This is a genomic window from Glycomyces sp. NPDC046736, from assembly GCF_040645615.1.
GTDB lineage: Bacteria > Actinomycetota > Actinomycetes > Mycobacteriales > Micromonosporaceae > Glycomyces.
Genome location: NZ_JBEYYO010000008.1, coordinates 1 through 13214 on the forward strand (window position 1 = coordinate 1; position 13214 = coordinate 13214).

The 13214-nt window shown below is 68.5% G+C and carries 12 protein-coding genes and 1 pseudogene; 5 read left to right on the forward strand and 8 right to left on the reverse strand.

Going from position 1 to position 13214, the window contains the following annotated elements:
* Positions 1-497 precede the first annotated feature (497 nt).
* Both AB0B28_RS09920 and AB0B28_RS09925 read left to right on the forward strand, forming a co-directional pair.
* Entirely contained in the window at positions 498-923 is a 426-nt protein-coding gene (locus tag AB0B28_RS09920; protein WP_360119168.1) for an OsmC family peroxiredoxin, read from the forward strand.
* 204 nt (positions 924-1127) lie between these two features.
* The gene (locus AB0B28_RS09925; RefSeq protein ID WP_360119170.1) at positions 1128-2420 is read left to right on the forward strand and encodes a lysine 2,3-aminomutase; all 1293 of its coding nucleotides are present in this window, start codon (positions 1128-1130) and stop codon (positions 2418-2420) included.
* A 66-nt stretch (positions 2421-2486) separates the two neighbouring features.
* On the opposite strand, the gene AB0B28_RS09930 is transcribed toward AB0B28_RS09925, so the two are convergent.
* Positions 2487-3230, reverse strand: coding sequence for an NAD(P)H-dependent oxidoreductase (locus AB0B28_RS09930; RefSeq protein WP_360119172.1), 744 nt, complete (start codon positions 3228-3230; stop codon positions 2487-2489).
* 131 nt (positions 3231-3361) lie between these two features.
* Between AB0B28_RS09930 and AB0B28_RS09935 the strand changes: the two genes are divergently transcribed.
* Complete coding sequence (locus AB0B28_RS09935; protein WP_360119173.1) at positions 3362-4213, forward strand: helix-turn-helix transcriptional regulator; 852 nt, start codon at positions 3362-3364, stop codon at positions 4211-4213.
* Between the two features lie 20 nt (positions 4214-4233).
* On the opposite strand, the gene AB0B28_RS09940 is transcribed toward AB0B28_RS09935, so the two are convergent.
* The 3 genes from AB0B28_RS09940 to AB0B28_RS09950 all read right to left on the reverse strand — a co-directional run bounded on the left by AB0B28_RS09940 (position 4234) and on the right by AB0B28_RS09950 (position 6929).
* Positions 4234-5127 carry an NAD(P)-binding domain-containing protein gene (locus AB0B28_RS09940; protein WP_360119175.1) on the reverse strand — a complete coding sequence of 298 codons (894 nt, stop codon included), beginning with the start codon at positions 5125-5127 and terminating at the stop codon, positions 4234-4236.
* Complete coding sequence (locus tag AB0B28_RS09945; RefSeq protein ID WP_360119177.1) at positions 5124-6002, reverse strand: NAD(P)-binding domain-containing protein; 879 nt, start codon at positions 6000-6002, stop codon at positions 5124-5126. The genes AB0B28_RS09940 and AB0B28_RS09945 overlap by 4 nt, the downstream gene beginning before the upstream one ends.
* Before the next feature lie 63 nt (positions 6003-6065).
* On the reverse strand, positions 6066-6929 hold the full coding sequence (locus AB0B28_RS09950; protein ID WP_360119179.1) for an NAD(P)-binding domain-containing protein: 864 nt from the start codon (positions 6927-6929) through the stop codon (positions 6066-6068).
* A gap of 139 nt (positions 6930-7068) precedes the next feature.
* Between AB0B28_RS09950 and AB0B28_RS09955 the strand changes: the two genes are divergently transcribed.
* Positions 7069-7407, forward strand: coding sequence for a helix-turn-helix domain-containing protein (locus tag AB0B28_RS09955; RefSeq protein WP_360119181.1), 339 nt, complete (start codon positions 7069-7071; stop codon positions 7405-7407).
* A 57-nt stretch (positions 7408-7464) separates the two neighbouring features.
* Here the strand turns inward: AB0B28_RS09955 and AB0B28_RS09960 are convergent.
* The 4 genes and pseudogenes from AB0B28_RS09960 to metH all read right to left on the reverse strand — a co-directional run.
* Positions 7465-7620, reverse strand: a pseudogene (locus tag AB0B28_RS09960) (DUF2087 domain-containing protein); the annotation flags it as partial.
* Between the two features lie 415 nt (positions 7621-8035).
* Positions 8036-8671: an HAD family phosphatase gene (locus AB0B28_RS09965; RefSeq protein ID WP_360119499.1), complete on the reverse strand. Its 636-nt coding sequence runs from the start codon at positions 8669-8671 to the stop codon at positions 8036-8038.
* Positions 8672-8773: 102 nt separating this feature from the next.
* Entirely contained in the window at positions 8774-9331 is a 558-nt protein-coding gene (locus AB0B28_RS09970; RefSeq protein WP_360119183.1) for a thymidine kinase, read from the reverse strand.
* Positions 9332-9420: 89 nt separating this feature from the next.
* Complete coding sequence (gene metH, locus AB0B28_RS09975) at positions 9421-12957, reverse strand: methionine synthase (RefSeq protein ID WP_360119185.1); 3537 nt, start codon at positions 12955-12957, stop codon at positions 9421-9423.
* A 101-nt stretch (positions 12958-13058) separates the two neighbouring features.
* Here metH and AB0B28_RS09980 point away from each other — a divergent pair, with 101 nt between their 5' ends.
* Positions 13059-13196, forward strand: coding sequence for a hypothetical protein (locus tag AB0B28_RS09980; RefSeq protein ID WP_360119187.1), 138 nt, complete (start codon positions 13059-13061; stop codon positions 13194-13196).
* The last annotated feature ends 18 nt before the right edge of the window (positions 13197-13214 follow it).

The following is a 13214-nucleotide window of genomic DNA, read 5'->3' on the forward strand; positions in this document are numbered from 1 at the left end:
CACGCTGACCATCCAAACACCCTGTTGAGTTCTCAAACAACACGCCACCACAAAGAAACCACCCACACAAGGATTTATTCTCCGCCGAAGCAACCCGATCAACATTACTAGCCTCGAACCGCATCGTCCAACTCAGGATGCTTGACCCTGGTCACATGCGATTGAGCCTCTATGAAGTCTCAGGTGATCCCCGCGCCTCGATCTCGGACCGCGCCAGCGCTTAAGTCTGTCGCGTGCCTCCGTGATCTCCGGACCGGCCTCGTCTTCCTCGGCTGTTCCGTTCCCCCGCGGGCAGAGACAAATATACACACCCTCGTTGCCCCTGAAATCAGGGGGGTCACCTGTTGTTCAACGATACGCTTGACCTGGGAAGACTTCAATGGTTTTCCCGAGGACGGCGGCAGGCGGGCATGCCCGGCCGCCGTCGCGGACGCTCTGCCGACTGCGAGTGCGGCTGTTAGCCTGCGAGCGAAGGAACTCCGATCAGAGGAGAAGGCATGTCAGTCACTCGTAACGCACGGACCCGTTGGACCGGTGGGCTTCAGGACGGGGGCGGCGTGACCAGCTTCGTGTCGTCCGGTATCGCCGACACCCCCGTCACGTGGGCGTCGCGCGCGAACGACCCGGAGGGGAAGACCAGCCCGGAGGAGCTCATCGCGGCGGCGCACGCCTCCTGCTATTCGATGGCGCTCTCGGCGGGCTTGGGGAAGGCCGGCTACACGGCGGACGAGATCGTTACCGAGGCCGGGGTGGACTTCAAGCCGGGCACGGGGATCACGGGCATCGCTCTGGTGGTGCGCGCGGTGGTGCCGGGTATCGAGAAGGCCGAGTTCGACGAGATCGCGGCGGCCACGAAGGACGGGTGCCCGGTGAGCCAGGCGCTCAAGGCGGTCCCGATCTCCCTTGAGGCGACTCTGGGTTAGGGTCGTCGCAAACCACTGAGAATTTCATAATCACGCACAGTGTGCGCGGAAGCATCGGGTGCACCGGCCGCGGTCTGAGGAGCGCGGCGCCGGACACGGGCGAGAGCCCGGGACGGCAGGGTGAACGTTGGTTTCGCGCACTTGTCTGTTAACGAGGCCTGCCTGCCCAGTTGCAGACCTACATCGCAAGAGGAGGGAGTTCTCGTGACTGCTCCTGAAAACACCGGTAGGCGGTTCCAGGCCTACACCATTCGACACCTGGAGGAACTGCTCCAGCGAGCGCCGCTGACAGAGGAGCAGCGGCTTCGTACGAAGGCCGTGGCGTCGGTGCTGCCGTTCCGGACGAACGCGTACGTGGTCGATGAGCTCATCGACTGGGACCGCGCGTTCGACGACCCGATGTTCCGGCTGGTCTTCCCGCAGGAGGACATGCTTCCCGCGGAGGACGTGGACCACATCGCGGGGCTGCTCAAGGCCGAAGCTTCGAAGCAGGAGCTCACGGCCGCGGCCAATCGGATCCGGTTCAAGCTCAATCCGCATCCGGCGGGGCAGCTTCAGCTCAACATCCCCAAGGCCGGCGAGGACCCGGTGCCGGGGCTCCAGCACAAGTACCGCGAGACGGTGCTGTTCTTCCCGCAGCAGGGGCAGACCTGCCACGCGTACTGCACCTACTGCTTCAGGTGGGCGCAGTTCGTGGGGATCGCCGATTTGAAGATGGCGAACAACGACACCGAGCAGCTCACCGGTTACGTGCGGGACCACCCGGAGGTGAGCAGTGTGCTGCTCACCGGCGGGGACCCGATGATCATGGGTGAGCCGGTCCTGCGGCGGTACATCGAGCCGCTGCTGGAGATGGACCACGTGGAGTCGATCCGGATCGGGTCGAAGGCGTTGGCGTACTGGCCGCAGCGGTTCGTGTCGGACCCTGATGCCGATGACACGCTGCGCCTGTTCGAGCGGGTGGTCGCGTCGGGGAAGAACCTGGCGTTCATGGCGCACTTCTCGCACCACAAGGAGCTGGAGTCCGAGCTCGTCCAGGAGGCGGTGCGGCGCATCAGGTCCACCGGTGCGGTGATCCGGACGCAGGCGCCGTTGATCAGGACGATCAACGACGACGCGCAGCAGTGGGCGGGGATGTGGAGGACCCAGCACAAGCTGGGGATGATCCCGTACTACATGTTCGTGGAGCGCGACACCGGCCCGCAGGACTACTTCTCGGTGCCGCTGTGGCGGGCTTGGGAGATCTACCGGGACGCGTTCAGTCAGGTCTCCGGCTTGTGCCGGACCGTGAGAGGCCCGTCGATGTCGGCCACGCCGGGCAAGGTAGCGGTGGACGGAGTCGTCCAGATCGGTGAGGAGAAGGTGTTCGCGCTGCGGATGCTCCAGGCGCGGGATCCCTCGATCGTGGGGATTCCGTTCTACGCGAAGTTCGATGAGAACGCCGTGTGGGTGGACGACCTGAAGCCCGCGTTCGCGGACAAGTTCCCGTTCGAGTAGCGGGGCGTCCCTGAGGGGGACGGTGTGCGGAGCCGGAGCGACATGGTCGCTCCGGCTCTTTGCGTCTCAGGCGGTGTGGAGGGCGAAGCCGGTGGTGCCTTCGGGTTCGAGGCCCGGGAGGAGGAGCTTGTCCTCGTCGTAGTCGGTGGACTGGTGGCGGTAGGCGATGGGTGCGGTCTCGGCGAGGGTTTCGAGGCGTTCGCGCAGCCGCTTGGTCATGCCTTCGTAGTCGGGGTTCCAGCCGGCGCCGGTGAGCGCGAGGGGCGGGAGGACTTCCATGCCGGTGTAGAAGAGGATGCCGTGCTGGATGGGGAAGAGCAGGTCGTCGATGGCGCCGTTGATGCCGCGTGCGGACAGGTGGGTGTCGGCGGCGCCGGTGGTCACCACGATCATGGCGCGCTTGCCTTCGAGTCTGCCTTCGCCGTAGCGCTTCCAGTCGCGGGAGGTGCCGTAGCCGAAGCCGTTGGTGAAGACGCGGTCCATCCAGCCTTTCATGATGGCGGGCATGGAGAACCACCACAGGGGGAACTGGAGGATGAGGTTGTCGGCGGCCAGGAGCTTCTCCTGTTCGGCCAGGATGTCGGCCGAGAGGGTGCCCTCGTCCCAGGCCTGGGCGGAGGCGTTGATGAAGGAGTCGGCCTCGGTGGGGCCGTAGTCGTCGAAGTCGGCGACGGCCTTCCATTTCATGGCGTAGAGGTCGGAGACGGTGACGGTGTGGCCGAGGCCTTCGAGGGTCTGGACGGCTTCGTCGCGGAGCGAGGCGTTGAGCGAGCCGTGGTGCGGGTGGGCGTAGACGAGGTGTGTTCTCATGCGGTCCATCGTGCGGGTGAATCCGCAGGCCTGCCAGACGTCTGTTCGACCTGGGGTCGTTCGACCCTAGGACTGACAGACCTAGGCAGCCGGGCCGCTCGGCGGCGATACTTGCCGCGGAGGTTTGAGTGATGTCATCTGATGCGACGGGGATCCACAAACTGGAGGACGTGGTCGACCTGGGGAAGTTCCTCCAGGCGCGGCGCGCGAGGGTGAACCCGGCCGACGTGGGGTTTCCCGAGGACATGCGGCGGCGGGTGCCGGGACTGCGCCGCGAGGAGCTGGCGATGCTGGCCGGGGTGAGCGTGGACTACTACACGCGGCTGGAGCAGGGCCGGGCGAAGCATCCGTCCGACCAGGTGCTGGACGCGGTGGCGCGGGCGCTGCGGCTGGACGAGACCACGCGGGCGCATCTGCACCGGCTGGCGGGGAACTCGCGGTTGAGCCCGTTCCAGGTGTCGGAGGGTGTGCGGCCCTCGTTGCAGACGATGCTGGCGGCGATCGACGCGTTTCCGGCGCTGATCTTGAACCACCGGCAGGACGTGCTGGCTTCGAACCGGATGGCGCAGTTGCTGTACGGGGGTTTCGGTTGGGACCTGGAGTCGGGGCCGAACTTCGTGCGGCTGCTGTTCGACGACGACTCGCGGGCGTTCTTCCCCGACTGGGAGGCGTTGTGCTCGTGGGAGACGGTGGCGCAGTTGCGGAAGATGGCGGCGCTGTTCCCCGAGGACGCGGAGATGATCGCTTTGATCGGCGAGCTCTCGGTGCGGCACCGTTCCTTCGCGGAGCTGTGGGCCAAGGCCGAGGTGCGCGACTGCAACATCGGGAGCGTGCAGTTCGACCACCCGATGGTGGGTCGGTTCCAGTTGCACAAGGACCAGTTCCGGGTGGCCGACGGGTCGGGGCAGATGCTGGTGACGTTGACGGCCGATCCGGGGACCGACGGGTACGAGAAGCTGGCGCTGTTGAGGGCGGGAGACTAGTCCCCCGCCCCCGTTTGGGCTTACTCGTTGATCGGGAACTGGTCGATGACGCTGATCCAGTTCGCGTCGCCGCGGCCGGTGGCCGCGAGCTCGTCGAGGTGCTTCTTGAGCGGTTCGAGGAAGTCCGAGCTGACGCCCTGCTCGCGGGCGGCGGTGATGAGCGAGGCGATCGCGGGCCTGGTGAACGCCACGTCCTGGCGCAGGGCCGGGTCGTCGTCTTCGCCGTCGATGACGGCGGCGAAGTGGCCCACGTGCGGGATCAGCTCACTGAGCCAGGCGATGACGTCTTCGGCGGTCCGGCCCGCGGCGACGCCGACGGTGCGCATCATCGCGGCGGCCTGGAGGAACCCGGTGAACATCTGGTACATCGCCGACAGGAGCGCCATGTCCTTGAGCGAGGCCAGGCCCGCGTCGGCGCCTTCGAAATCGGCGGTGCCGAGGGTCTCCAAGGCGAGCTTGGCGATCGCGAACGCGTTCTCGTCGCCGGAGTAGAGCAGGCTCGAACCGGGCCGGCCGATCATCGGCGGCGTGGCCATGATCGCGCCGTCGAGGTAGGAGAGCCCGTGCTCGGCGGCCCACGCGGCGGTGGCGCGGGACTCGTTCGGAGTGGTGGTCGTCAGGTTGACGACCACTTTGCCTTTGAGCTCGGTCGCGACCGGTTCGAGGTGTTCGCGGACGCTGGCGTGGTCGAGCAGGACGGCGATGACGATGTCCCCGGCCCGGGCCGCTTCGGCGACCGTGGCGGCGTGCTCCGATCCGGCCTTGACATGCGGTTCGGCCTTCGCTGCGGTGCGGTTCCAGACCACGGTGTCGTAACCGGACTCGCGGAGGCGGTCGACGATGGCCGAACCCATCGCGCCGAGGCCGAGGATGCTGATGGTGCCCTTGGACATTGCGGTTTCCTTAGCGGTCATTTGCTGATGGTGAGGAGGTCGACGATGCGGAGCCAGTCGCTGTCGCCGCGGCCGGTGGCCGCGAGTTCGTCGAGCAGTTTCTTGTGCGGTTCGAGCAGGGCCGCGCTGATGCCCTGCTCGCGGCTGGCGGTGATGAGCGAGGCCTGACCGGCGCGGCTGAAGTCGACGCTCTGGCCGCCGGTGTCGTACGTGCCGCCGTCGATGATCGCGGCGAGCCCGGGACCGTAGGAAAGCATCGGTTCGAGCCAGGCCTGGACTTCGCGGGCCGTCTCGACGGCGGGGACGCCGACCGTGCGCATCATGGCGATGGCCTGGACGTAGCCGCTGAACATGAGGTCCAGCGCGGAGAGCAGCGCCATGTCCTTGAGCGAGGCCAGGCCCGCGTCGGCGCCTTCGAAATCGGCGGTGCCGAGGGTCTCGAGGGCGGATCTGGCGCTGGTGTAGGCGGCCTCGTCGCCGGAGTAGAGCAGGCGCGAGCCCGGACCGCCGATCATGTCCGGGGTGGCCATGATCGCGCCGTCGACGTAGGCGATGCCCTCCTCGGCGGCCCAGGCGGCGGTTTCACGGGCCTGGTTCGGGGTGGTCGTGACGAGGTTGACGACGGTCCTGCCGCGCAGTTCGGCGGCGACGGGATCGAGGTGCTCGCGGACGCTGGCGTGGTCGAGCAGGACGACGAGGACGAGGTCGCTCGCTCGGACGGCGTCGGCGACCGTGGGGGCGGCGGCGGAGCCGGCTTCGACGTGCGGTCGGGTCTTGGCGGCTGTGCGGTTCCAGACCGTGGTGGTGTGGCCGGTCCGGCGGAGTCGCTCGGCGATGGCCGAGCCCATCGCGCCGAGGCCGAGGACGGTGACGGTCGACTTCGCGTTCGCGCTCATGGTTGTTCCTTTCGATGCTGGTCCGGGCCCTGGCACCCTGCCGGGCCCGGGTCGGGGCGGTGGTCAGGCGCCGTGGCGGAAGATCTGGTAGCTGGGGACGGGCGTGCCGGACTTTTCGCTGGCGTCCAGGGCGCGCTGGTAGTAGCGCTGGAGGGTGCGGGTGAGGTCGGCGTCGACGCCGAGTTCTTCGGCGGTGTCGATGACGTGCTGGGCTCCGGCGTGCATCATCTGGAGGTTGGCGACGTCGCCCCAGCCGCCCTGCTTCGCGGCCTCGGCGAAGAAGAGCATGAAGTCCTTGTAGCTGTCGGGCGACTCGGTGGCGAAGGCGACGAAGCGGTCGACGTCCTCCCCCGCGGCGTCGACGATGGCCACGGCCTGCTCGAAGGACGCGAGGAACGCGTGGAACTGGGCGAGCCCCGCCTGGTAGTAGAGCTGGGCGGTGCCGTAGTCGGCGCCGAGGTACTCGTTGGGGACCAGGGTCTCCAGCAGTTCCTTCTGGGTGGCGTAGAGGTCCTCGGGGCCGCTGACGTACAGGCGCGAGGCGGCGTGCTTGAGGTCGTCGCTCTGGGTCATGTAGGCGCCGGTGAGGAACGTTCCGCCGCGCTCGGCGACCCAGGCCGCGCCGCGGCGGGCGTTGCCGGGCGAGTCGGAGGACAGGTTGACGATGGTCTTGCCGGTGAGGTCGGCCTGCTCGAGGACGCCGTACATCGCGTCGTAGTGGATGAGCGAGAGCAGGACGGTGTCGTTGGCGGCCACGGCCGCTGCGGCGGTCGGGGCGGGGACCGCGCCCAGTTCGGCGATAGCGTCGAGCTTCGGGCGGCTGCGGTTCCAGGCGGTGACGTCGTATCCGGCGTCGAGGAGGACCTTGACGGTGGCCCGGCCCATCGGGCCCAGGCCGATCACGGTGACCGAGTTCTTGGCAGACATGTTGTGCCCCTTGGTAAGTGGTGGTTCCTGAGTGCTGCTTGCCGGTCCAATGGTGGTGGCTGCGGGTAGGCTCTGCAAGACCGCACTTCCAGGTGCGGCTACTTACTTCGAGGTTCGAAATATGGCCGGGAGGGGTTCGATGCTGGCCGAGAGTGACGCGGATCAAATCTGCGGAATGAGCATCGCGATCGACGTGGTCGGCGGCAAGTGGAAGATGCACCTGATGTGGGTGCTGGCCGAGGGACCGGTGCGGTTCGGGCAGATCCGCCGCAAGCTCGACGGGGTGAGCGAGAAGGTGCTCGCGGAGAACCTGCGGCAACTCGAGGCGAGCGGCGTGGTGCACCGGGAGCTGTACGCCGAGGTGCCGCCGCGCGTGGAGTACTCGCTGACGCCGCGCGGTGAGTCGCTGAACGAGGCGCTGCTGCCGCTGGAGCGCTGGGGCGACCTGCACCGGGAGGACTACACGGCGAAGGCGTGAGGCACGACGTACGACGGCCGCGAAGCGTTCGCTTCGCGGCCGTCGTGGTGCTTGGGGTCAGAGGGGCGGGGGGACGCGGCGGCGGTACTCGGCGCCGCCTTCGGTGCGTTCGAGGATGAGCTCGTCGATCATGTCGCGGCGCAGTTGGAGCGGGTCGTCGAATTCGGTCGCGAGCGCCTCGGTGACCTCGCGTTCGGCGTAGACGCGTTCGAACTCGAAGAGGCGGGCGGCGAGGTCCTTGAGGAGGGCGACCGGGTGCGGCGATTGACCGGGCGCTGGGCGATGCGTCCGCCCGAGTAGAGCCCGGCGATCTCGGGGGCGACGCCCGCGGGCGCGTCGGGACGGGTCCGGCGAGCGGCCGCGGCGGCGGCGCGGAACGCGTCCGGTGCGGCGCGGAGGCCGCCGTCCTCGCGGACGACCAGGCCGGCCTCGAACAGGCGGGAGAGGGCGCGCTCGGCGCCCGGGTTTCGGGTCTTCAGATCGGCGAGTGCGACGCCCGAATCGGCGAGGACGAGTTCGGCGAAGACCTTGAGCCGCTCGGGGTCGGCGAGGGCCTTGACGATGACGTGGCTGGGCTCGGCTTCCATCCGGTCAGACTGGCGCAGCCGGGCCGGGCGGTCAACGAGTTTTAGGAGACCAGGGCGCGCAGGTAGGCCAGGTCGATGCCGTCGAGGCTACTGAGGTGGTGCACGTCGAGGTCGGCCGGGAGCGGGACTTCGGAGGGGATCGCGACGGTGACCGCTCCGGCGGCCAGCGCGGAGGTGACGCCGGCGAGGGAGTCTTCGAGGGCGACCGAGGCGGTGATGTCGACGCCGAGTTTGGCGGCGGCGGCGAGGTAGGGCTCGGGGTGTGGTTTGCGCTGGTCGACTTCGTCGCCGCAGAGGGTGATGTCGAAGTTGTCGGGGCCGAGGCCGCCGAGGATGACGTCGGCGAGTTCGCGGGGGGTGGAGGTGACCAGGGCGGTGGGGATGCCGGCGGCGCGGGTTTCGAGGAGGAGTTCGCGGGCGCCGGGTTTCCAGGCGACGCCTTGGCTGAAGAGTTCCCTCATGCGGCGGCGGAGCCAGCGTTGGCGTTCGGGGGCTTCGGCGAGGGGGCGGCCGAGGCTTTCGAGGAGCATGAGGACCGAGGCGTCTTCGTTGGTGCCGACCATGCGGGCGCGGACGTCGGGGTCGAGGGTGCCGCCGAGGATCTGGGCGAGTTCTTCGATGCCGCCGTCCCAGACCGGTTCGCTGTCGACGAGGGTGCCGTCCATGTCGAAGAGCACGGCCTGCGGGAACGGCGGAAGGTCAGTCACAGGCCCCACAGTACGTGCGGGGCCTGGGGGCGTTCCAGGTTTGCGGTGGGGCCGCGAGGCGGCTCACAGGGGTCAGGCGAGTCCGGCGCGGTGGTGGCGGCGGCACAGGACGGTGTAGGAGTCCATGTCGCCGACTTCGACGAGGTCGCCGGAGAAGACCATGACGCCCTCGCGGACGCGGGCGTTGTGGGTGCCCCTTTCGCCGCACCAGCAGTTGACGCGGACGGGGAGTTCTTCGACGCGGTCGGCGAGTTCGATGAGGCGCTGGGAGGCGGGGAAGAGGCGTCCGAGGAAGTCGGTTTTGAGGCCGAAGGCGTAGACGTCGATGCCGAGGCCGTCGACGGCGTCGGCGAGGTGGTTGATCTGTTTGGGCGCTTCGAGGAACTGGACTTCGTCGACCACGACGTAGGGGGGTCTGAGTTCGGCGAGGTCGTCGTAGATGTCGAAGCCGGGTTTGACTTCGCGGGCTTGGTGGCTCAGGCCCAGGCGGCTGGAGACGACGCCTTCGCCGCCGCGGTCCATTGAGGTGTACACGACGCCGTCGCCGCCGAGTGAGTGGTGGTATTGGAGGGCGAGGGTGGACTTCCCGGCGTCCATGACGCCGAGATAGGCGACGAGTTCGTGCGACATGGGTCTATGGTGCCGGGCCGCGGGTGGCGGGTGGGAAGCGGTGGGGGTCGAGTGCCCGGCGCCGCATCGGCGCCGGGCAGCGGTGCCCGTTATTTCGCGTTGAAGTAGCTCGCTTCGGGGTGGTGGAGCACGATCGCGTCGGTGGACTGCTCGGGGTGGAGCTGGTCCCCTTCGGAGAGTTCGACGCCGATGCGGTCGGCGCCGAGGAGGTCGACGAGGGTGGCGCGGTCGGCGAGCTCGGGGCAGGCCGGGTAGCCGAAGGAGTAGCGGCAGCCGCGGAAGTCGACGTCGAGGATGCCGGAGAGGTCGCCGGGGTCGGCGTCGCCGACGGTGCCGCCGCCGGGGAGGGTCCATTCGCGGCGGATGCGGCGGTGCCAGTACTCGGCGAGCGATTCGGTGAGCTGCACGGTGAGGCCGTGGACTTCGAGGTAGTCGCGGTAGGCGTTGGCCGCGAAGAGCTCGTTGGTGTACTCGGAGACCTTGGAGCCCAACGTGACCAGTTGCATGCCGAGGACGTCGAGCTGCTCGCCGTCCTTGGCGCGGAAGAAGTCGGCCAGGCACAGGCGCTTGCCGTGCCTTTGGCGCGGGAAGGTGAAGCGGGCCCTTTCGGCGTGGCCGTTCTCGTCGAGGACGACGAGGGTGTTGCCTTCGGAGTAGACCGGGAGGTAGCCGTAGACGACCTTGGCTTCGATGACGTTGTCGGTGGCGAGGCGGTCGAGCCAGTAGCGCAGGCGCGGGCGGCCTTCGGTCTCGACCAGTTCCTCGTAGGAGGCGCCGTCGTCGCCGCGGCCGGGTTTGAGGCCCCATTGGCCGAGGAAGGTGGCGCGTTCGTCGAGCATGGACGCGTATTCGGCGAGGGCGATGCCCTTGACGACGCGGGAGCCGTAGAACGGCGGGACGGGGATGTCGACGTCGGTGGCCACGTTCGAGCGCACCGAGGTGTCGTCGAGGTCGGGGAGGGTCTCGGCGACGAGGGTGGCCTGCTTGGCGCGCCTTTGGCGGCGCAGCGCGATCTTGGCGTCCTGCTCGGGGTCGGAGATGGGCACGCCGGTGCGGCGGGCGGTCATGACCTTGTCCATCAGGGAGAGGCCTTCGAACGCGTCGCGGGCGTAGTGGACCTGGCCGCCTTGGAACATGTCGCGGAGGTCGTCCTCGACGTAGGCGCGGGTGAGCGCGGCGCCGCCGAGGAGGACGGGCCAGCGCCGGTGGAGGCTGCGGGCCATCATCTCGGCGAGGTTGTCCTTCATGATGACGGTGGACTTGACCAGGAGGCCGCTCATGCCGATGACGTCGGCGTCGTGTGCTTCGGCGGCGTCGAGGATGGCGTTGATGGGCTGTTTGATGCCGAGGTTGACGACGGTGTAGCCGTTGTTGGACAGGATGATGTCGACGAGGTTCTTGCCGATGTCGTGGACGTCGCCGCGGACGGTGGCCAGGACGATGGTGCCCTTGTCGGTGGAGTCGGCCTTGTCCATGTGGGGTTCGAGGTGGGCGACGGCGAACTTCATGGCCTCGGCGGACTGGAGCACGAACGGGAGCTGCATCTCGCCGGCGCCGAAGCGGTCGCCGACGACCTTCATGCCTTCGAGGAGGTGGTCGTTGATGATCTCCAGGGGGCGCGTGCCGCCCGCGAGGGCTTCGTCGAGATCGGTGTCCATGCCGTTCTTGTCGCCGTCGATGATGCGCTGGGCGAGGCGCTCGCCCAGCGGGAGGGCGGCGAGGGCTTCGGCGCGGGCCTCCTTGGTGCCGGCGAGGCTGACGCCGTCGAAGATCTCGATGAGGCGCTGGAGCGGGTCGTAGTCCTCGGTGCGGCGGTCGTAGACCATGTCGAGGGCGACCTGTTTGTGCTCCTCGGGGATGGAGGCCATCGGGAGGATCTTGGAGGCGTGGACGATGGCGCTGGTCAGGCCGGCCTCGACGCATTCGTGGAGGAACACGGAGTTGAGGACCTGGCGGGCGGCCGGGTTGAGGCCGAAGGAGATGTTGGAGACGCCGAGGGTGAAGTTGACGTCGGGGTAGAGGCGGGCGATCTCGCGGATGGCCTCGATGGTCTCCAGCCCATCGCGGCGGGTCTCCTCCTGGCCGGTGGAGATGGGGAAGGTGAGGGCGTCGACGAAGATGTCCTCGATGTTCATGCCCCAGGTGCCGGTGAGGTCGTCGATGAGGCGGGTGGCGACGCGGACCTTCCAGTCGCGGTCGCGGGCCTGGCCGTCCTCGTCGATGCACAGGGCCACGACGCCCGCGCCGTGTTCGGCGACGAGGGGCATCATGCGCTGGTAGCGGGAGGTGGGGCCGTCGCCGTCCTCGAAGTTGACGGAGTTGACGATGCACTTGCCGCCGAGGGCGTCGAGGCCGGCTTCGACCACGTTCGGCTCGGTGGAGTCGAGCATGATCGGCAGGGTCGAGGCGGTCGCGAAGCGGGAGGCGAGGACCTTCATGTCCTCGGCGCCGTCGCGGCCGACGTAGTCGACGCACAAGTCGAGCAGGTGGGAGCCGCCGCCGGCCTGCTCGCGGGCGATCTCGACGCAGCGGTCGTAGTCGGCGGCGAGCATCGCGTCGCGGAAGGCCTTGGAGCCGTTGGCGTTGGTGCGCTCGCCGACGTTGAGGATCGAGGCGTCCTGGCGGTAGGGCACGTGGTGGTAGGACGAGGAGACGCCCGCTTCGAGGACGGGGGTGCGGTCCTTGGGGGCGATGAGGTCGGCGCCGCCGAGGCGGGCGCGGACGGCGCGGATGTGGTCGGGGGTGGTGCCGCAGCAGCCGCCGACCAGGCTCACGCCGTAGTTCTTGACGAAGTCCTCGTGGGCGTCGGCGAGCTCCTCGGGGGTGAGGGGGTAGACCGCGCCGTTCGGGCCGAGGGTGGGCAGGCCCGCGTTGGGCATGACCGAGATCGGGACCGGCGAGTGGCGCGAGAGGTAGCGCAGGTGCTCGCTCATCTCGGCGGGGCCGGTGGCGCAGTTGAGGCCGATGAGGTCGATGCCGAGGGCGGCGAGGCTGGTCAGGGCCGCGCCGATCTCGCCGCCGACGAGCATGGTGCCGGTGGTCTCGACGGTGACCTGGGCGATGATGGGGACGGCGGTGCCGAGGGCGGCGTTGGCCCGCTTCGCGCCGATGACGGCGGCCTTGGCCTGGAGGAGGTCTTGGGCGGTCTCGACCAGGAGCGCGTCGGCGCCGCCTTCGATGAGGCCGACCGAGCATGCCTCGTAGTGGTCGCGCAGGAGCGCGAACGGGGCGTGGCCGAGGGTGGGCAGGCGGGTGCCGCCGCCCATGGAGCCGAGGACGAAGCGGGGCCATTCGGGGGTGGCGTACTCGTCGGCCTTCTGGCGGGCCAGGGAGGCGGCGGCGCGGGCGATCTCGCGGGCGCGGTCGGCGATGTCGTATTCGACCAGGCCGCCGTAGTTGGCGTTGAAGCTGTTGGTCTCGACGCAGTCGGCCCCGGCGGCCAGGTAGGCGTCGTGGATGCCGAGCACGATGTCGGGCCGGGTGAGGCAGAGGATGTCCGAGAGGCCCTCGTGGCCGTCGTAGTCCTCCATGGTGGGGTCGAAGGTCTGGAGCATCGTGCCCATGCCCCCGTCGGCGATCACGACGCGGCGGCTGAGGACATCGAGGAACAGACTCTGCGTAGACACGGGACCAAGGGTACCGACGCGTGCCGACAAGTGGGAAGTCGGTTTCACAGGCTGGGCACCGTGTCGGTGGAAGATCACACTCGGATCAATAGGATGCGGGTATGGAATTCCTCCCCTTCTTCTTCGCCGCCCTCGGCTTCTACATCCTGTACTGGGTGGTCCGCTACGCGGTGCGGCACGCGCTCCAAGATGCGGACGACCGTCGCAACAGACTCGACCCCAACCGGGACGGGGCGTAGCATCGGCCTTGAACCTCC

What these genes read in the sequence shown, in the direction of transcription:
- AB0B28_RS09935 (WP_360119173.1), top strand. Translation starts at nt 3,362, where the DNA reads ATGTCATCTGATGCGACGGGGATCCACAAACTGGAGGACGTGGTCGAC.
- AB0B28_RS09920 (WP_360119168.1), top strand. Translation starts at nt 498, where the DNA reads ATGTCAGTCACTCGTAACGCACGGACCCGTTGGACCGGTGGGCTTCAG.
- AB0B28_RS09950 (WP_360119179.1), bottom strand. Translation starts at nt 6,929, where the DNA reads ATGTCTGCCAAGAACTCGGTCACCGTGATCGGCCTGGGCCCGATGGGC.
- AB0B28_RS09940 (WP_360119175.1), bottom strand. Translation starts at nt 5,127, where the DNA reads ATGACCGCTAAGGAAACCGCAATGTCCAAGGGCACCATCAGCATCCTC.
- AB0B28_RS09970 (WP_360119183.1), bottom strand. Translation starts at nt 9,331, where the DNA reads ATGTCGCACGAACTCGTCGCCTATCTCGGCGTCATGGACGCCGGGAAG.
- AB0B28_RS09945 (WP_360119177.1), bottom strand. Translation starts at nt 6,002, where the DNA reads ATGAGCGCGAACGCGAAGTCGACCGTCACCGTCCTCGGCCTCGGCGCG.
- AB0B28_RS09930 (WP_360119172.1), bottom strand. Translation starts at nt 3,230, where the DNA reads ATGAGAACACACCTCGTCTACGCCCACCCGCACCACGGCTCGCTCAAC.
- AB0B28_RS09955 (WP_360119181.1), top strand. Translation starts at nt 7,069, where the DNA reads ATGCTGGCCGAGAGTGACGCGGATCAAATCTGCGGAATGAGCATCGCG.
- AB0B28_RS09980 (WP_360119187.1), top strand. Translation starts at nt 13,059, where the DNA reads ATGGAATTCCTCCCCTTCTTCTTCGCCGCCCTCGGCTTCTACATCCTG.